At 70.2% G+C, this 18,286-nt stretch carries 18 protein-coding genes; 1 reads left to right on the plus strand and 17 read right to left on the minus strand.

Going from position 1 to position 18,286, the window contains the following annotated elements; genetic code table 11:
• The 13 genes from metK to pyrR all read right to left on the minus strand — a co-directional run.
• Positions 1–995 (minus strand): methionine adenosyltransferase (metK, locus tag ACWCQ1_RS20585; RefSeq protein ID WP_451027070.1); only part of this gene is annotated, 995 nt, incomplete at its 3' end.
• Positions 996–1,235: 240 nt separating this feature from the next.
• The gene (gene coaBC, locus ACWCQ1_RS20590; RefSeq protein WP_358602929.1) at positions 1,236–2,438 is read right to left on the minus strand and encodes a bifunctional phosphopantothenoylcysteine decarboxylase/phosphopantothenate--cysteine ligase CoaBC; all 1,203 of its coding nucleotides are present in this window, start codon (positions 2,436–2,438) and stop codon (positions 1,236–1,238) included.
• A gap of 134 nt (positions 2,439–2,572) precedes the next feature.
• Entirely contained in the window at positions 2,573–2,845 is a 273-nt protein-coding gene (rpoZ, locus tag ACWCQ1_RS20595; protein ID WP_003988945.1) for a DNA-directed RNA polymerase subunit omega, read from the minus strand.
• Between the two features lie 65 nt (positions 2,846–2,910).
• A complete protein-coding gene (gene gmk / locus ACWCQ1_RS20600) occupies positions 2,911–3,468 on the minus strand; it encodes a guanylate kinase (protein WP_133044851.1) in 558 nt (185 codons plus the stop codon).
• A gap of 60 nt (positions 3,469–3,528) precedes the next feature.
• A complete protein-coding gene (locus ACWCQ1_RS20605; RefSeq protein WP_003977346.1) occupies positions 3,529–3,852 on the minus strand; it encodes an integration host factor in 324 nt (107 codons plus the stop codon).
• A 288-nt stretch (positions 3,853–4,140) separates the two neighbouring features.
• Complete coding sequence (pyrF, locus tag ACWCQ1_RS20610) at positions 4,141–4,986, minus strand: orotidine-5'-phosphate decarboxylase (protein ID WP_358602941.1); 846 nt, start codon at positions 4,984–4,986, stop codon at positions 4,141–4,143.
• Positions 4,983–6,089, minus strand: coding sequence for a quinone-dependent dihydroorotate dehydrogenase (locus ACWCQ1_RS20615; RefSeq protein WP_358602944.1), 1,107 nt, complete (start codon positions 6,087–6,089; stop codon positions 4,983–4,985). Before ACWCQ1_RS20615 ends, pyrF begins: the two co-directional genes overlap by 4 nt.
• A 70-nt stretch (positions 6,090–6,159) precedes the next feature.
• On the minus strand, positions 6,160–9,468 hold the full coding sequence (carB, locus tag ACWCQ1_RS20620; protein ID WP_358602947.1) for a carbamoyl-phosphate synthase large subunit: 3,309 nt from the start codon (positions 9,466–9,468) through the stop codon (positions 6,160–6,162).
• Positions 9,461–10,603 (minus strand): glutamine-hydrolyzing carbamoyl-phosphate synthase small subunit, encoded by a 1,143-nt coding sequence (gene carA / locus ACWCQ1_RS20625; RefSeq protein ID WP_358602950.1) that lies wholly within the window; start codon positions 10,601–10,603, stop codon positions 9,461–9,463. The genes carB and carA overlap by 8 nt, the downstream gene beginning before the upstream one ends.
• Positions 10,600–11,172, minus strand: coding sequence for a PH-like domain-containing protein (locus ACWCQ1_RS20630; protein WP_133044856.1), 573 nt, complete (start codon positions 11,170–11,172; stop codon positions 10,600–10,602). The genes carA and ACWCQ1_RS20630 overlap by 4 nt, the downstream gene beginning before the upstream one ends.
• Positions 11,169–12,455 (minus strand): dihydroorotase, encoded by a 1,287-nt coding sequence (locus ACWCQ1_RS20635; RefSeq protein WP_358602953.1) that lies wholly within the window; start codon positions 12,453–12,455, stop codon positions 11,169–11,171. Before ACWCQ1_RS20635 ends, ACWCQ1_RS20630 begins: the two co-directional genes overlap by 4 nt.
• A 5-nt stretch (positions 12,456–12,460) precedes the next feature.
• The gene (locus tag ACWCQ1_RS20640) at positions 12,461–13,438 is read right to left on the minus strand and encodes an aspartate carbamoyltransferase catalytic subunit (RefSeq protein WP_133044858.1); all 978 of its coding nucleotides are present in this window, start codon (positions 13,436–13,438) and stop codon (positions 12,461–12,463) included.
• Between the two features lie 84 nt (positions 13,439–13,522).
• Positions 13,523–14,098, minus strand: a complete 576-nt coding sequence (gene pyrR / locus ACWCQ1_RS20645; RefSeq protein ID WP_133044859.1) for a bifunctional pyr operon transcriptional regulator/uracil phosphoribosyltransferase PyrR — start codon at positions 14,096–14,098, stop codon at positions 13,523–13,525.
• Between the two features lie 254 nt (positions 14,099–14,352).
• Here pyrR and bldD point away from each other — a divergent pair, with 254 nt between their 5' ends.
• A complete protein-coding gene (bldD, locus tag ACWCQ1_RS20650) occupies positions 14,353–14,856 on the plus strand; it encodes a transcriptional regulator BldD (RefSeq protein ID WP_030166512.1) in 504 nt (167 codons plus the stop codon).
• Between the two features lie 164 nt (positions 14,857–15,020).
• Here the strand turns inward: bldD and nusB are convergent, their stop codons facing one another.
• From nusB to ACWCQ1_RS20670, 4 genes are all read right to left on the minus strand, one after another.
• Positions 15,021–15,455: a transcription antitermination factor NusB gene (gene nusB, locus ACWCQ1_RS20655; protein WP_133044860.1), complete on the minus strand. Its 435-nt coding sequence runs from the start codon at positions 15,453–15,455 to the stop codon at positions 15,021–15,023.
• 2 nt (positions 15,456–15,457) lie between these two features.
• Positions 15,458–16,024, minus strand: a complete 567-nt coding sequence (gene efp, locus ACWCQ1_RS20660; RefSeq protein ID WP_020117452.1) for an elongation factor P — start codon at positions 16,022–16,024, stop codon at positions 15,458–15,460.
• A 52-nt stretch (positions 16,025–16,076) separates the two neighbouring features.
• A complete protein-coding gene (locus ACWCQ1_RS20665) occupies positions 16,077–17,174 on the minus strand; it encodes an aminopeptidase P family protein (RefSeq protein WP_133044861.1) in 1,098 nt (365 codons plus the stop codon).
• 102 nt (positions 17,175–17,276) lie between these two features.
• Positions 17,277–18,134, minus strand: a complete 858-nt coding sequence (locus tag ACWCQ1_RS20670) for a Pro-rich N-terminal domain-containing protein (protein WP_133044862.1) — start codon at positions 18,132–18,134, stop codon at positions 17,277–17,279.
• Between the last annotated feature and the right edge of the window lie 152 nt (positions 18,135–18,286).

Consider the following 18,286-nt stretch of genomic DNA (forward strand, 5'->3'; position numbering starts at 1 on the left):
GTCTCCACGAACAGACCCACCGGCTCGGCCTTGCCGATCGCGTACGCGACCTGCACCTCGCAGCGCGAGGCGAGACCCGCGGCGACGACGTTCTTCGCCACCCAGCGCATCGCGTACGCGGCGGAGCGGTCCACCTTGGACGGGTCCTTGCCGGAGAAGGCGCCGCCGCCGTGGCGGGCGAAGCCGCCGTACGTGTCGATGATGATCTTCCGGCCGGTCAGACCCGCGTCGCCCATCGGGCCGCCGATCTCGAAGCGGCCGGTCGGGTTGACCAGGAGACGGTAGTTCTCCGTGTCGAGCTTGATGCCCTCGTCCAGCAGCGCCTTCAGCTCCGGCTCCACGACGAACTCGCGGACGTCGGGGGCGAGCAGGGAGTCCAGGTCGATGTCGCTCGCGTGCTGCGAGGAGACGACGACTGTGTCGAGGCGGACGGCCTTGTCGCCGTCGTACTCGATGGTGACCTGCGTCTTGCCGTCGGGGCGCAGGTAGGGGATGGTGCCGTTCTTGCGGACCTCGGACAGGCGCTTGGCCAGCCGGTGCGCCAGGAAGATCGGCAGCGGCATCAGGGTGGGCGTCTCGTCGGACGCGTACCCGAACATCAGGCCCTGGTCGCCGGCGCCCTGACGGTCCAGCTCGTCCTCGTCGCCCTCGACCCGGGACTCGTACGCCGTGTCGACGCCCTGGGCGATGTCCGGCGACTGCGCGCCGATCGACACCGAGACACCGCAGGAGGCGCCGTCGAAGCCCTTCTTGGAGGAGTCGTAACCGATCTCGAGGATCTTGTTACGGACGAGGGTCGCGATGTCCGCGTAGGTCTTGGTGGTGACCTCGCCGGCCACGTGCACCAGGCCGGTGGTGATCAGCGTCTCGACGGCGACCCGGGAGGTCGGGTCCTCCTTGAGCAGCGCGTCGAGAATGGTGTCGCTGATCTGGTCAGCGATCTTGTCGGGGTGACCCTCGGTCACGGACTCCGAGGTGAACAGGCGACGGGACACAACGCTCCCTGGGGTTGCAGCGGCTGCTGGCTGATCATGGGCGGACGGGCTCGGGGGCTGCGCCCGGCTCCGTCCGAGAACAGTTTATCGGTCGTACTCGGCCAAGGGCCTCCCTGTCTCGCCTCTCGGGAGGGCCGTGACCTGCGGCACGGGCATTCTGCCCAATGGACCGGCGCCTTGACCAGGGTCGCCACGCCCGTGTGGCAGAGGTTTGAGGGGACCGAGAAGCGAATGAAACATTCACGTGAGGCGCTCCGCCACCAGGTCCCAGACGATTTCGGCCAGATGTTCCTTCGGGCCGTGGGGTACGGGCGTCTCGCTGCCGTCGGCGCCCAGCACCACCGCCTCGTTCTCCTCGGAGCCGAAGGTCTTGCGTTCCCCCACCTCGTTGACGACCAGCAGGTCGCAGCCCTTGCGCGCGAGCTTCGCCCGCCCGTTGGCGAGGACGTCGTCGGTCTCGGCGGCGAAGCCGACGACGAGCTGGCCGGACCGGGCGCGGTCGGCGGAGATCTCCGCGAGAATGTCCGGATTCCGTACGAGGACGATGGGATCGGGGTCGCGGTCGTCCTTCTTCTTGATCTTCCCGGTCGCATAGGTCTCCGGCCGGAAGTCGGCGACCGCGGCGGCCATGACGACCGCGTCGGCCTCCGCCGCGGCCTTCAGCACCGCCTCGCGCAGCTGTAGGGCGGTGCCCACCTGGACGACGTCGACGCCCGCCGGGTCGGGCAGGCCGGTGTTGGCGGCGATCAGGGTGACCCGGGCACCGCGGGCGGCGGCGGTGCGGGCGAGGGCGTAGCCCTGCTTGCCGGAGGAGCGGTTGCCGAGGAAGCGCACGGGGTCGAGCGGCTCGCGGGTGCCGCCGGCGCTGACGACGACGTGCCGGCCGGCGAGGTCGGGCTCCGTCACGCCCCGGGCGAGGACGCGGCGGCAGACCTCGAAGATCTCGGCGGGGTCGGGGAGCCGGCCCTTGCCGGTGTCGACACCGGTGAGACGGCCGACGGCGGGTTCGATGACGACCGCGCCGCGGCGGCGCAGCGTGGCCACGTTCTCCTGGGTGGCCGGGTGCTCCCACATCTCGGTGTGCATCGCGGGTGCGAAGACGACCGGGCAGCGGGCGGTCAGGAGCGTGTTGGTGAGCAGGTCGTCCGCCAGGCCGTGAGCGGCCCTGGCCAGTGTGTCCGCGGTCGCGGGGGCGACGACGACCAGGTCGGCGTGCTGTCCGATACGGACGTGCGGGACCTCGTGGACGTCGTCCCAGACCTCGGTGGAGACGGGGTTGCCGGAGAGGGCGGACCAGGTGGCGGCGCCGACGAAGTGCAGCGCGGAGGCGGTGGGGACGACGCGGACGTCGTGCCCCGACTCGGTGAACCTGCGCAGCAGCTCACAGGCCTTGTAGGCGGCGATGCCGCCGCTGACCCCCAGCACGACCTTGGGCTTGTCCACCGTCTCTCCCCGGCTCGGCAACGTACGGGTCCATGCTGCATCACAGCGGGGGACGACCCCCGCCCCCCCGCAGACCACAGGCCCGACAGTCGCGCTGCCGGGCCTGTGGAAAAGCCAACTGCAATGTGAAAGTACTACTGCGCGGGGCCCTCGACGGCCTCGGACGTCAGCAGACCCGCGTTGATCTCGCGCAGGGCGATCGAGAGCGGCTTCTCGTGCACGTGGGTGTCGACGAGCGGACCGACGTACTCGAGGAGGCCCTCGCCGAGCTGCGAGTAGTACGCGTTGATCTGGCGGGCACGCTTGGCCGCGTAGATCACGAGGCTGTACTTCGAGTCGGTGGCCTCGAGGAGCTCGTCGATCGGCGGGTTGATGATGCCCTCGGGCGCGGAGATGGAAGAGGACACGCTCTACCTTCCGATGGATGGGAAAGAATCAGTGCGGACGATCACACCTGAACGCTCAGGCACGATCACACGACATCCATCAAGGCTAGCAGCTCGCGCGCCACGTCCTCGACGGAGGTGTTGACCAAGGTCATGTCGAACTCCGGCTCGGCCGCCAGTTCGACCTTCGCCGCGTCGAGGCGACGCTCGATCACCTCGGGCGGCTCGGTGCCACGTCCCGTGAGCCTGCGCACGAGCTCCTCCCAGGACGGAGGAGCCAGGAACACCAGCTGAGCGTCAGCCATCGACTCCCGGACCTGCCGGGCCCCCTGGAGGTCGATCTCCAGCAGGACGGGCTCGCCCGCCTCCAGGCGCTCCAGCACGGCCGTACGCGGCGTGCCGTAGCGGTTGCCGGCGAACTCCGCCCACTCCAGCAGCTCACCGTTGGCGATCAGCTTGTCCATCTCCTCGTCGGTGACGAAGAAGTAGTGGACTCCGTGCCGCTCGCCCGGGCGGGGTCTGCGGGTCGTCGCCGACACCGAGAGCCAGACCTCGGGGTGTTCCTTGCGCATATGGGCGACGACCGTGCTCTTGCCGACCCCGGAGGGGCCGGAGAGCACGGTCAGCCGCGGACGTTCACTCATGCAGCGATTATTCCAGCAATCCCGGAGTGCCCGGGACTCCCTATCCGGAGGTTCCGGACCTCAGGAGCCGGTGCTGCCGAACTCACGCTCCAGGGAAGCGATCTGGTTGGAACCGAGACCGCGCACACGGCGGCTCTCGGAGATGCCGAGTCGCTCCATGATCTGCTTGGCGCGGACCTTGCCCACGCCCGGCAGGGACTCGAGCAGCGCGGAGACCTTCATCTTGCCGATGACGTCGTTCTCCTGGCCCTGCTTGATGACCTCGTGCAGGGAGGCGCCGGAGTGCTTGAGTCGATTCTTGACCTCGGCCCGCTCCCGGCGAGCCGCGGCGGCCTTTTCGAGCGCGGCTGCGCGCTGTTCAGGGGTAAGGGGCGGAAGAGCCACGCCTACGTCACCTCGGATGTCGAACTGTCGGATACGGACCGGTGAGGAACCTAGTCGCCCCACACCTGGGGAGCCACGAGCAACACGCTCGCCCGGTGACTCTCGTCGGAGACTAGCGGCCAACTCCGCCAGAGTCAGCGAGAACAGCGGAAAAGTCCTGGTCAGCCTCCGCCAGGCCGGACATTTAGGACATAATGCCCCGGATTTGAGGATGTATTCAGGCTCAAGCGGGCCTCGAGCCACTCATCGGAGGACTCGATCGAGCGGCTCGAACACCTCTGACGGTGGTCAGGAGGCCGTCACAGCGGTCCGGATCTCGTCCGCGAAACGGTCCGAGACGGAACGCAGCGCGGAGACGTCCGGACCGTGCCGCAGCACACCCCGGCTGACGTTCGGGACGACGTTGCGGACGGCCGCCCCGAACACACCGGGAAGATCGGCGGCCGTCGCCCCCTGCGCGCCGACGCCGGGCGCGAGGAGCGGGCCGTTGATGGCCAGGTCGTACGACGACAGGTCGCCCAGCGTTGCGCCGACGACCGCTCCGAAGGACCCCAGGGGCTCCTCCCCGGTGTTCTCGGCCGCCAGATGGCCCAGCATCGTCGCTCCGACGTTCCGGCCATCCGCCCGCACCGCGTGCTGCACCTCACCGCCCTCCGGGTTGGAGGTCAGCGCGAGCACGAACAGCCCCGAGCCGCTCTCGCGCGCGAGGGCGATCGCCGGCGAGAGCGAGCCGTAGCCGAGGTACGGCGAGACGGTCAGCGCGTCCGAGAACAGCGGGGAGTCCTTGTGCAGGAAGGCCTCGCCGTACGCGGCCATGGTGGAGCCGATGTCGCCGCGCTTGGCGTCCATCAGGACGAGTGCGCCGGCCGCCCGGGCCTCCTCCACGGTCCTCTCCAGGACGGCGACGCCCCGGGATCCGAACCGCTCGAAGAACGCGCTCTGCGGCTTGACGACCGCGACCCGGTCGGCGAGCGCCTCCACGACCGTGCGGCTGAACCGCTCCAGGCCCGCCACGTCGTCGTTCAGGCCCCACTCGGTGAGCAGGGAGGCGTGCGGGTCGATGCCGACGCACAGCGGCCCGCGCTCGTCCATGGCGCGGCGCAGCCGGGCGCCGAAGGGCTCGTACGAGGTCATACCGTCTTCCTCACATCGGCGCCGACCGCGTCGGCGAGGGTGGCGTAGGGGCTCGTGCGCAGGCGCGCGGCGAGTCCCTTGTGGACGGCCCGGCTCCAGAAGGGCCCCTGGTAGACGAACGCGCTGTAGCCCTGCACGAGGGTGGCCCCGGCGAGGATGCGCTGCCACGCGTCCTCTGCGTTCTCGATGCCGCCGACGCCCACCAGGGTGATGCGGTCGCCCACGCGCGCGTAGAGGCGGCGCAGTACCTCCAGGGAGCGCGCCTTCAGGGGGGCGCCGGACAGGCCGCCGGTCTCCTTCACGAGACTGGGTTCGGAGGTCAGACCGAGGCCCTCGCGCGCGATGGTGGTGTTGGTGGCGATGATCCCGTCCAGGCCGAGTTCGACGGCCAGGTCGGCGACGGCGTCGACGTCCTCGTCCGCCAGGTCCGGGGCGATCTTCACCAGGAGCGGCACGCGACGGCTGCGCACCACCCGGTCCGCGGCCTCGCGGACGGCGCTCAGCAGGGGCCGCAGCGCCTCGGTGGCCTGCAGGTTGCGCAGGCCGGGCGTGTTCGGCGACGAGACGTTCACGACCAGGTAGTCGGCGTACGGCGCAAGACGCTCGGCCGACTTCACGTAGTCGCCGGCCGCCTCCGCCTCCGGGACGACCTTGGTCTTGCCGATGTTGACGCCCACGACGGTCCTGAAGACCGGCTCACGGGCCGCCAGACGGGCCGCCACGGCCAGCGAGCCCTCGTTGTTGAAGCCCATGCGGTTGATGAGCGCCCGGTCCTTCACGAGCCGGAACAGCCGCTTCTTGGGGTTGCCCGGCTGGGCCTCCCCCGTCACCGTGCCGATCTCGACGTGGTCGAAGCCGAGCATCGACATGCCGTCCACGGCGACGGCGTTCTTGTCGAAGCCGGCGGCGAGCCCGAAGGGGCCGTGCATGCGCAGCCCGAAGGCCTCGGTGCGCAGCTCCTTGTAGCGGGGGGCCAGGGCGGCGGCGACGAAGGTGCGCAGCACGGGAATGCGGACGGCGAGGCGGATCCAGCGGAAGGCCAGGTAATGGGCCTGCTCCGGGTCCATCCGTGTGAAAACCAGACGGAAGAAAAGCTTGTACATCTCAGGCGTGTCCTCGGATGGGTCCTCATACAGAGGGGGACACCGTTTCCGGTGTCCCCCTCGTCGGCTGCTAGTCGCGGGCCGCGGTCAGGTGCTCCGCGTGTTCCTGGAGCGAACGGACGCCCACGTCACCGTGGTTGAGGGCGTCGATGCCCTGGACGGCGGCGGCGAGCGCCTGGACCGTCGTCAGGCACGGGACCGACCGCGCCACGGCCGCCGTACGGATCTCGTAGCCGTCGAGGCGGCCGCCGGTGCCGTACGGGGTGTTGACGATGAGGTCGACCTCGCCGTCGTGGATGAGCTGGACGATGGTCTTCTCACCGTTCGGGCCGGTGCCCTCGAACTGCTTGCGCACGACCGTGGCCTTGATGCCGTTGCGCTTGAGGACCTCCGCCGTGCCCGAGGTGGCGAGCAGCTCGAAGCCGTGCGCCACCAGCTCGCGCGCCGGGAAGATCATCGAGCGCTTGTCGCGGTTGGCCACCGAGATGAACGCGCGGCCCTTGGTGGGCAGCGGGCCGTAGGCGCCGGCCTGCGACTTGGCGTACGCCGTGCCGAAGACCGAGTCGATGCCCATGACCTCACCGGTGGAGCGCATCTCCGGACCGAGGACGGTGTCGACGCCACGCCCCTGGATGTCGCGGAAGCGGGACCACGGCATGACGGCCTCCTTGACGGAGATCGGCGCGTCCAGCGGGAGCTCGCCGCCGTCACCGGAGGCGGGGAGCAGACCCTCCGCCCGCAGCTCGGCGACGGTCGCGCCCAGGGAGATGCGGGCGGCGGCCTTGGCGAGCGGCACCGCGGTCGCCTTGGAGGTGAAGGGGACCGTGCGGGACGCGCGCGGGTTGGCCTCCAGGACGTACAGGATGTCGCCGGCCAGCGCGAACTGGATGTTGATCAGGCCGCGCACGCCGACGCCGCGGGCGATGGCCTCCGTCGAGGCCCGCAGCCGCTTGATGTCGAAGCCGCCCAGCGTGATCGGCGGCAGCGCGCAGGCCGAGTCGCCGGAGTGGATGCCGGCCTCCTCGATGTGCTCCATGACGCCGCCGAGGTAGAGCTCCTCGCCGTCGTACAGCGCGTCGACGTCGATCTCGATGGCGTCGTCGAGGAAGCGGTCGACCAGGACCGGCCGGGAGGGGCTGATCTCGGTCGACTCGGCGATGTAGGTCGCGAGCCGGGTCTCGTCGTAGACGATCTCCATGCCGCGCCCGCCCAGGACGTACGACGGCCGCACGAGGACCGGGTAGCCGATCTCGTCGGCGATGGCCTTGGCCTCGGCGAAGGTGGTGGCGGTGCCGTGCTTGGGGGCCGGCAGGCCCGCCTCGGCGAGCACGCGCCCGAAGGCGCCGCGGTCCTCGGCTGCGTGGATCGCCTCCGGGGACGTGCCGACGATCGGCACGCCGTTGTCCTTGAGGGCCTGCGCGAGGCCGAGCGGGGTCTGGCCGCCCAGTTGGACGACGACACCGGCCACCGGGCCGGCCTGCTGCTCGGCGTGGACGATCTCCAGCACGTCCTCGAGCGTCAGCGGCTCGAAGTACAGGCGGTCGGAGGTGTCGTAGTCCGTGGAGACGGTCTCCGGGTTGCAGTTGACCATCACGGTCTCGTACCCGGCGTCGCTCAGCGCGAAGGAGGCGTGCACACAGGAGTAGTCGAACTCGATGCCCTGGCCGATGCGGTTCGGACCGGAGCCCAGGATGATCACGGCCGGCTTCTCGCGCGGCGCGACCTCCGTCTCCTCGTCGTAGGAGGAGTAGAAGTACGGCGTCTTCGCCGCGAACTCGGCGGCGCAGGTGTCGACCGTCTTGTAGACCGGGCGGATGCGCAGCGCGTGCCGCACCTCGCGCACGACGTCCTCGCGCAGGCCCCGGATCTCACCGATCTGCTGGTCGGAGAAACCGTGCCGCTTGGCCTCGGCCAGCAGGTCGGGTGTGAGCTCCACGGCCTCGGCCAGCTCGTCGGCGATCTCCTTGATCAGGAAGAGCTGGTCGACGAACCAGGGGTCGATCTTCGTGTACTCGAAGACCTCCTCGGGCGTGGCGCCCGCACGGATGGCCTGCATGACGGTGTTGATCCGGCCGTCGGTCGGGCGGACCGCCGCCTGCAGCAGCTGTCCCTTGTCGCCGGGCTCGCCGACGAAGGTGAACTGGCTGCCCTTCTTCTCCAGCGAGCGCAGCGCCTTCTGGAAGGCCTCGGGGAAGTTCCGGCCGATGGCCATGGCCTCGCCGACCGACTTCATGGTGGTGGTCAGCGTGGAGTCGGCCTGCGGGAACTTCTCGAAGGCGAACCGCGGGGCCTTGACGACCACGTAGTCGAGCGTGGGCTCGAAGGAGGCCGGGGTCTCCTGGGTGATGTCGTTCGGGATCTCGTCGAGGGTGTAGCCGACGGCGAGCTTGGCGGCGATCTTGGCGATCGGGAAGCCGGTCGCCTTGGAGGCGAGGGCCGAGGAGCGCGACACGCGCGGGTTCATCTCGATGACGATCACGCGGCCGTCCTCGGGGTTGACCGCGAACTGGATGTTGCAGCCGCCGGTGTCGACGCCGACCTCGCGGATCACGGCGATGCCGATGTCCCGCAGGATCTGGTACTCGCGGTCGGTGAGCGTCATCGCGGGCGCGACGGTGATGGAGTCGCCGGTGTGCACACCCATGGGGTCGAAGTTCTCGATGGAGCAGACGACCACGACGTTGTCGTGCTTGTCGCGCATCAGCTCCAGCTCGTACTCCTTCCAGCCGAGGATGGACTCCTCCAGGAGCACCTCGGTGGTCGGCGAGAGGGTCAGGCCCTGGCCGGCGATGCGGCGCAGCTCCTCCTCGTCGTGCGCGAAGCCGGAGCCGGCGCCGCCCATGGTGAAGGACGGGCGGACGACCACCGGGTAGCCGCCGAGGGTGTCGACGCCCGCGAGGACGTCCTCCATGGAGTGGCAGATGACCGAGCGGGCGGACTCGCCGTGCCCGATCTTCTGGCGGACGGCCTCGACGACCAGCTTGAACTGGTCGCGGTCCTCGCCCTTGTGGATCGCCTCGACGTTGGCGCCGATCAGCTCGACGCCGTACTTGGCCAGGACGCCGTTCTCGTCCAGCGAGATGGCCGTGTTGAGGGCCGTCTGGCCGCCCAGCGTGGGCAGGAGGGCGTCGGGCCGCTCCTTGGCGATGATCTTCTCCACGAACTCCGGGGTGATCGGCTCGACGTAGGTGGCGTCGGCGATCTCCGGGTCGGTCATGATCGTCGCCGGGTTGGAGTTCACCAGGATGACCCGCAGGCCCTCGGACCGCAGGACGCGGCAGGCCTGGGTGCCGGAGTAGTCGAACTCGGCGGCCTGGCCGATGACGATCGGGCCGGAGCCGATGACCAGGACGGACTGGATATCGGTGCGCTTAGGCACGCTGGCCCTCCATCAGGGTTACGAAGCGGTCGAACAGGTACGCGGCGTCGTGCGGGCCGGCGGCCGCTTCGGGGTGGTACTGGACGCTGAAGGCAGGCTGGTCGAGCAGTTGCAGGCCCTCGACCACGTCGTCGTTGAGGCAGACGTGGGAGACCTCGGCGCGCCCGAATTTCGTCTCACTGACCTTGTCGAGCGGCGCGTCCACGGCGAAGCCGTGGTTGTGGGCGGTGACCTCGACCTTGCCGGTCGTACGGTCCTGCACGGGCTGGTTGATGCCGCGGTGGCCGTACTTCAGCTTGTAGGTGCCGAAGCCGAGGGCGCGGCCCAGGATCTGGTTGCCGAAGCAGATGCCGAACAGCGGCGTCCTCCGCTCCAGGACGGCGGTCATCAGCTCGACCGGCCCGTCGGCGGTGGCCGGGTCGCCGGGGCCGTTGGAGAAGAACACTCCGTCGGGATTGACGGCGTAGACCTCGTCGGCGGTGGCCGTGGCGGGCAGGACGTGCACCTCGATGCCGCGCTCGGCCATGCGGTGCGGGGTCATGCCCTTGATGCCGAGGTCGATCGCGGCGACGGTGAACTTCTTCTCGCCGACCGCCGGGACGACGTAGGCCTCCCGGGTGGCGACCTCCTCGTACAGCGAGGCGCCCTTCATGTGGGGCTGGGCCTGCACGCGCGCGAGGAGCTCGTCCTCGGCGGCGATCGCGTCCCCGCTGAAGATCCCGGCGCGCATGGAGCCGCGTTCGCGCAGATGGCGGGTGAGGGCGCGGGTGTCGATGCCGCTGATGCCCACGACGCCCTGCGCGACCAGTTCGTCGTCCAGGGAGCGCTTGGCGCGCCAGTTGGACGGCACGCGCGCGGGGTCGCGGACGACGTAGCCGGAGACCCAGATCCGCTTGGACTCGTCGTCCTCGTCGTTCCAGCCGGTGTTGCCGATCTGCGGGGCGGTGGCGACGACGATCTGACGGTCGTACGACGGGTCGGTGAGAGTCTCCTGGTAGCCGGTCATGCCGGTCGAGAAGACCGCCTCGCCGAAGGTCACCCCCACGGCCCCGTAGGCGCGGCCGCGGAAGGTCCGGCCGTCCTCCAGGACGAGTACGGCGGGAACCCGGGCGGCTCCCCTGGTGGAGGTTGTCATCGTGCGCCTTCCGTCTTGTTGATCATCTGGTTCAGGGTGTCGACCCACTCGGTGTGCTCGGCCGCGTGGTCCGAGCGGAACCCGGAGTCGATCAGCCTCTCGCCGTGCGCCCACGTCACCACGAGCAGCCCGCCCTCGGTCAGCACCTTGCCGGCGATGCCCTTGTCGAGCCGGGCCTCGCGCAGCTGCGCCAGCGGGACGAAGAAGTCGCTCGCGCCGGGGCGTACGACGTCCAGTCCCGCGTCCGTCAGGGTGAGCTCGACCCGGCTGCGGGTGCCGAGGCCGTGGGCCACGATGCGGTCGAGCCACTGACCGGCGGTCGTGGAGCCGTGGTAGCGGCCGCTCATCGTCAGTCTCGCCTCGCCGGGCTCCGCCGGCGACGCGGGCAGTTCGGGGATGTCCCCCTGGAGCGTGCCGCGCCATTTCCAGCCCTCGCGCATCAGCCAGTAGACGAGCGCGACGAAGAGGGCGAGGCCGACCAGCCAGCCGACCCGCGCGGCCCAGTCGGTGACCTCGGCCGACTTCTTCTCGGCGGCGAGTGAGGCGGCGAGCAGGGTTACTGGTGTCACGTGAGCTTCCCGTCGACGAGCGTGGCCTTGCCCCGGAGCCAGGTGTGCGTCACACGGCCCGGCAGCTCACGCCCCTCGTACGGGGTGTTCCGGCTGCGCGAGGCGAAGCCCGCGGGGTCCACCGACCCACGGTATGCCGTGTCGACGAGCGCGAGGTTGGCGGGCTCACCAGCCGAGACGGGACGCCCGTGTCCCTTTGCCCGCCCGATCTGCGCGGGCTTGAAGGACATGCGCTCGGCGACCCCGGCCCAGTCCAGCAGGCCCGTCTCCACCATGGTCTCCTGCACCACTGACAACGCGGTCTCCAGGCCCACCATCCCCATGGCGGCCGCGGCCCACTCGCAGTCCTTGTCCTCGTGCGGGTGCGGGGCGTGGTCGGTGGCGACGATGTCGATCGTGCCGTCGGCGAGCGCCTCGCGCAGGGCCAGCACGTCGCGCTCGGTGCGCAGCGGCGGGTTGACCTTGTAGACCGGGTTGTAGGTGCGCACCAGCTCGTCCGTGAGGAGCAGGTGGTGCGGGGTGACCTCGGCGGTGACGTCGATGCCGCGGGACTTGGCCCAGCGGACGATCTCGACCGAGCCCGCGGTCGACAGGTGGCAGATGTGCACGCGGGAGCCGACGTGCTCGGCGAGCAGGACGTCCCGGGCGATGATCGATTCCTCGGCCACCGCCGGCCAGCCCCCGAGTCCCAGCTCGGCGGAGACGATCCCCTCGTTCATCTGGGCGCCCTCGGTCAGCCGCGGCTCCTGCGCGTGCTGGGCGACGACCCCGCCGAAGGCCTTCACGTACTCCAGGGCGCGCCGCATGATCACCGCGTCGTCGACGCACTTGCCGTCGTCCGAGAAGACGGTGACCCCGGCGGCCGACTCGTGCATGGCGCCCAGCTCGGCGAGCTTCCTGCCCTCCAGGCCGACGGTCACGGCGCCGATGGGCTGTACGTCGCAGTAGCCGTGCTCCTGGCCGAGCCGGTAGACCTGCTCGACGACACCGGCGGTGTCGGCGACCGGGAAGGTGTTGGCCATGGCGAAGACGGCCGTGTAGCCGCCGCTCGCGGCCGCGCGCGTACCGGTCAGCACGGTCTCGGAGTCCTCGCGTCCCGGCTCGCGCAGATGCGTGTGCAGGTCGACGAGGCCGGGCAGCAGCACCTTGCCGTCGGCCTCGACGACCTCCGCCCCCTCGGCCGACAGCCCGCTGCCGACCGCCTCGATGAGGGCGCCGTCGATCAGGACGTCCTGCGCCTCGCCGCCGAGCACCTTCGCGCCACGGATCAGGATCTTGCTCATCTGTCTTACTTCTCCTCGATACGGGCGTGGGTGACGGCGGGCTCGGCGCCGCCGAGCAGCAGGTACAGGACGGCCATCCGGATGGAGACTCCGTTTGCGACCTGCTCGACGACGGTGCAGCGGTCGGAGTCGGCGACCTCGGCGGTGATCTCCATGCCGCGGACCATCGGACCGGGGTGCATCACGATGGCGTGCTCCGGCATCCGCGCCATGCGGTCGCCGTCGAGGCCGTAGCGCCGCGAGTACTCGCGCTCGGTCGGGAAGAAGGCCGCGTTCATACGCTCGCGCTGGACCCGCAGCATCATCACCGCGTCGGACTTGGTGAGCGTGGAGTCGAGGTCGTACGACACCTCGCAGGGCCAGGTCTCCACGCCGACCGGCACCAGGGTGGGCGGGGCGACCAGGGTGACCTCGGCGCCGAGCGTGTGCAGCAGGTCGACGTTGGAGCGGGCGACCCTGCTGTGCAGGACGTCGCCGACGATGGTGATGCGCCGGCCGGCCAGGTCCTGCCCGAGCCCGGCGTCCCGGCCGACGAGCCGGCGGCGCATGGTGAACGCGTCCAGCAGGGCCTGAGTGGGGTGTTGGTGGGTGCCGTCGCCGGCGTTGATGACGGCGGCGTCGATCCAGCCGGAGTTGGCGAGGCGGTAGGGGGCGCCGGATGCGCCGTGCCGGATGACCACGGCGTCGACGCCCATGGCCTCCAGGGTCTGGGCGGTGTCCTTCAGGGACTCGCCCTTGGAGACGCTGGAGCCCTTGGCGGAGAAGTTGATGACGTCGGCCGAGAGGCGCTTCTCGGCGGCTTCGAAGGAGATACGCGTGCGCGTGGAGTCCTCGAAGAAGAGGTTGACGATCGTACGGCCGCGCAGGGTCGGCAGTTTCTTGATCGGCCGGTCCGCGACCCGGGCCATCTCCTCGGCGGTGTCGAGGATCAGGACGGCGTCGTCGCGGGTGAGGTCGGCGGCCGAGATGAGATGACGCTGCATCTGTCAGGCTCCGTAAGGCAATTCGGGATTCTGGAGATTCCGGGCAGACCAGGGCGCGCCGAAAGGAGGCGCGCCAAGCGGCCGCTACTGGGTCTGCTTCGCGCCGAGCAGCACGGTGTCGCGACCGTCCTCCTCGGCGAGCTGGACCTTGACCGTCTCCCGCAGCGACGTGGGGAGGTTCTTGCCGACGTAGTCGGCGCGGATGGGCAGTTCGCGGTGGCCCCGGTCGACCAGGACCGCCAGCTGCACCGCGCGCGGGCGCCCGACGTCGTTCAGGGCGTCGAGGGCGGCTCTGACGGTCCGGCCGGAGAAGAGCACGTCGTCGACGAGGACGACCAGCTTGCCGTCGATGCCGTCACCGGGGATCTCGGTGCGGGCCAGCGCACGCGGCGGATGCATGCGCAGGTCGTCGCGGTACATGGTGATGTCGAGCGAACCGCACGGGATCTTGCGGTCGGTGATCTCCTCGAGCTTGGCGGCGAGCCGCTGGGCGAGGAAGACGCCTCGGGTCGGAATGCCGAGGAGCACCACGTCGTCGGCGCCCTTGGCGCGCTCGACGATCTCGTGGGCGATACGGGTCAGTACCCGCGCGATGTCAGGGCCTTCGAGCACGGGCCGGGCATCGGACGCCGGAATCCCGGACGTGTCCTGCGTGTCCATACGAAACGGACCTCCTTCTCCGCCTCACGGGACGGACCTTAAAGGACGTCGGATTTGCGCCATCAACGGTAGCAGGCCTCCACGACACGCCTGATCACCCCCCTGGCCCAATCGGCCACCGCCACCACGGAAGAGTCGGGGTGGACCATTCGGCTTGACGCAGAAGAATCACGCTGCGTAACCTCACAGTGAGTTACCAGACGCGCGGCCGCGGAACCTCCGCAGCCGCGTCGACACAGTGTCCGGGGAGCTATATGTCCAGCGAATACGCCAAACAGCTCGGGGCCAAGCTCCGGGCCATCCGCACCCAGCAGGGCCTTTCCCTCCACGGTGTCGAGGAGAAGAGCCAGGGACGCTGGAAGGCGGTCGTGGTCGGTTCGTACGAGCGCGGTGACCGCGCGGTGACCGTACAGCGTCTTGCCGAACTGGCGGATTTCTATGGCGTTCCCGTTCAGGAACTGCTCCCGGGCACCACTCCGGGCGGCGCGGCCGAGCCCCCGCCGAAGCTGGTCCTCGACCTGGAGCGGCTGGCCACCGTGCCGGCCGAGAAGGCGGGCCCCCTGCAGCGCTACGCGGCCACGATCCAGTCGCAGCGCGGTGACTACAACGGCAAGGTGCTCTCGATCCGCCAGGACGACCTGCGCACACTCGCCGTCATCTACGACCAGTCGCCCTCGGTCCTCACCGAGCAGCTGATCAGCTGGGGCGTGCTGGACGCCGACGCGCGTCGCGCGGTGGCCTCCCACGAGGAGGGCTGAGCCGCACGGCTCCCCAGCAGAAACGTGCCGCCGGGGTGGCCGGGACTTCATGGTTCCGGCCACCCCGGCGGCTTTCTCAGCCTCTCTGAGGCCGCTTCGGCCCCGGAACGCCAGGGGGCCCGCAGCAGTCACGCTGCGGGCCCCCTGGCGATGCCGTACCCCTGTTACGCCTCTTCGCGGCGCAGCGAGGGCTTGAGCTCCTTGAGCCGGCCCAGCAGGCCGTTGACGAACGCCGGCGACTCGTCCGTGGAGAACTCCTTGGCGAGCTGCACCATCTCGTCGAGGACCACGGCGTCCGGGACCTCGTCGACCCAGATCAGCTCGTAGGCGCCCAGGCGCAGGATGTTGCGGTCCACGACCGGCATGCGGTCCAGCGTCCAGCCGACCGAGTACTGCGCGATCAGCTCGTCGATCCGCTTCGCCTGCTTGGCGTAGCCCTCGACCAGCTGCATCGTGTACTCACTCACCGGCGGCTGCCGGGGGTCGTCCCGGGAGAGCCGGATCCAGTCCGCGAGGACCGTCAGGACGTCGACTCCGCGCTGGTCGCCCTCGAAGAGGATCTGGAAGGCGCGCTTGCGGGCCGTGTTGCGGGCAGCCACGGTTAGCTGTTCACCCGGCCGAGGTAGTCGCTGGTCCGGGTGTCGACCTTGATCTTCTCACCGGTGGTGATGAAGAGCGGGACCTGGATCTGGTGGCCGGTCTCCAGGGTGGCGGGCTTGGTGCCGCCGGTGGAGCGGTCGCCCTGCAGGCCCGGCTCGGTCTCCTGGACGACGAGTTCGACGGCGGCCGGCAGCTCGACGAAGAGCACCTCGCCCTCGTGCTGGGCGACGGTGGCGGTGAAGCCCTCGATGAGGAAGTTGGCGGCGTCGCCGACGGCCTTGCGGTCGACCATCAGCTGGTCGTAGGTCTCCATGTCCATGAAGACGAAGTACTCGCCGTCCATGTACGAGAACTGCATGTCGCGCTTGTCGACAGTGGCCGTCTCGACCTTGACGCCGGCGTTGAAGGTCTTGTCGACGACCTTGCCCGAGAGCACGTTCTTGAGCTTGGTGCGCACGAAGGCCGGGCCCTTGCCGGGCTTGACGTGCTGGAACTCGACGACGGACCAGAGCTGGCCGCCTTCGAGCTTGAGCACAAGGCCGTTCTTGAGGTCGTTCGTGGAAGCCACGGTTGCGGAATCTCCTGGACTGACGTGGACGACCCCGGCGCACGCACATTGCCTATAGTGCGAGCAGCTCCTTGGTCGTGATGGTGAGTAGCTCGGGTCCGCCGTCCGCCTCGGGGCGGACGACGAGCGTGTCATCGATCCGGACGCCGCCCCGGCCCGGGAGGTGGACCCCCGGTTCGACGGTGACCGGCACGCAAGCGTCCAGTTTACCCATGGCCGAAGGGGCCAGCTGCGGGTCCTCGTCGATTTCGAGTCCGACACCGTGGCCGATCAGCGGGGGCAGGCCCTGGGTGTACCCCGCGGAGTCCAGCACCTGCCGAGCCGCCCGGTCCACGTCACGGTGGGCGGCTCCCGGCGCCAGCGCCTCGCGTCCGGCGCGCTGAGCGGCGAAGACGAGGTCGTAGAGCTGGATCTGCCAGTCGGCGGGCGAGGTCCCGATGACGAACGTGCGGCCGATCTCGCAGCGGTAGCCGCGGTAGGTCGCCCCGAGGCAGACGGAGAGGAAGTCGCCCTCCTCGACCCGGCGGTCGGTGGGGCGGTGGGCCCGACGGCCGGCGTTGGGGCCGGTGGCGACGGAGGTGGGGAACGCGGGGCCGTCGGCGCCGTGGTCGACGAGACGGCGTTCCAGTTCGAGGGCGAGGTGGCGTTCGGTGCGGCCGACGAGGATGGACTCCAGGAGTTCACCCAGGGCCTGGTCGGCGATCTCGGCGCCGATGCGGAGGCAGGAGATCTCCTCCTCGTCCTTGACGACCCTGAGCTGCTCGACCGCGCAGCCGATGTCCGCGAGGCGGAGCCTCGGTACGACCGATCGGAGTTCGCGGTGGCGGGCGACGGTGAGGTGGTGTTCCTCCAGGGCGAGGGAGTCGATGCCTTGTGCCTTCGCGAGACCGGCGGCGGCCACCGCAGGATCGCCGGGGCCGGGCAGGGCGTGGAGCCTGAGGTTGTCGTCGGGACGCCCGTCGGTGGAGCGCTCCTCGTAGGGGCGGACCAGGACGTCCTCGCTCCTGCCCAGCAGGAGGACGGCGCCCCGGGGGGCGGGGCCCGCGAGGTAGCGGACGTTGGCGGGGAGGGAGACGATCGCTGCCGCGTTGCCGGCGGCGTTGCACTGCTCCCTTAGCCGGTTTCGGCGGATCGCGTACATCTCTGACATGAGATGAGCGTAGGAGGGGTGGGCGATTTGTGCCGGTTGGGAGGGTGCCGTTCGGGGGACCGGGTGCCGCCGAGAGACGCAGGGCATCCGCTCCTCCCCGGTCTACCAGTTCGGGGGGCTCGCGATCGAGCGGGCCAGGACGTCGTCCAGGACCCGGGCCGTCTGGGGGATGTCCAGCTGGCTGTTGTCGATGATCGGCAGGCCCGAGCCGTACCAGCCCGCCATACGGCCGTGGATGCGGGCCACCTCCTCGTCGGTGAGGCGGCGGTTGCCCGAGCGTTCCGCGTTGCGTTCCAGGACGATCTCGAGGCCGGGCAGAAGGACGACCGGCAGGAGACCGGGACCCACGTGGCGCTTCCAGCCGCCGAGGCCGACCACCGGGCGGTCGGGAAAGACGGCGTCGTCGAGGATGCAGGAGATGCCGTTGGCGAGGAAGTTGCGGGCGGCGAAGCCGCAGGTGCGGCGGGCGAGCCGGTACTGCGCCTCGGAGTGGTCGTTCCATCCGGACTGCGGGTTGGCGAAGCCCGAACGGACCCATTCGCGGACGTCGTCGAGGCTGATGTGGGCCGTGGGGACACGCCGGTGGTCGGCCCAGTACTTGGCGACGCTGGTCTTGCCGGCGCCTGCCGGCCCGATCAGCAGCACGGCGAGCGTCGTGCCGGTGGGGTCGGGGGCCGTCGCCGTGGTGGGCGGGGCGCTGGGTACGGCGACCGGGGCACCGGGGGGCAGCGGAACATGGCCCGTGGTGTCCGGCGGCAGTGGCGCGTGGTGCGGGGCCGGGGGGACCGGGGCCGCGGGTGCTCCGGGGAAGGCCGGGGCGGGGGGTGGCGGAGGAACGGGGGCCGAGCCCTGGTGCGGGCCGGGGTGGCCCGGGTGCTGTGCGGCCGGTGGCCGGCCGGCGGCCGGTCCCTGCCCCGGCTGGTGGGGCGGCGGCAGCGGAGAACCCACTGCGTGCTGCATCCGGTGCCACTCCGTCTCGTCAGGCAAATTGGCGCTGGCAGCGGGGTGGCACCCCGCTCCCTACCGAACGGTACCGTCCCCGGCCGCCGTTTGGTGAACGGCCGGGGACGGTGTGAAGTGCCCTTATGGGCAAGGCACATCGGACGGATGGT

Source organism: Streptomyces sp. NPDC002144 (assembly GCF_053593695.1).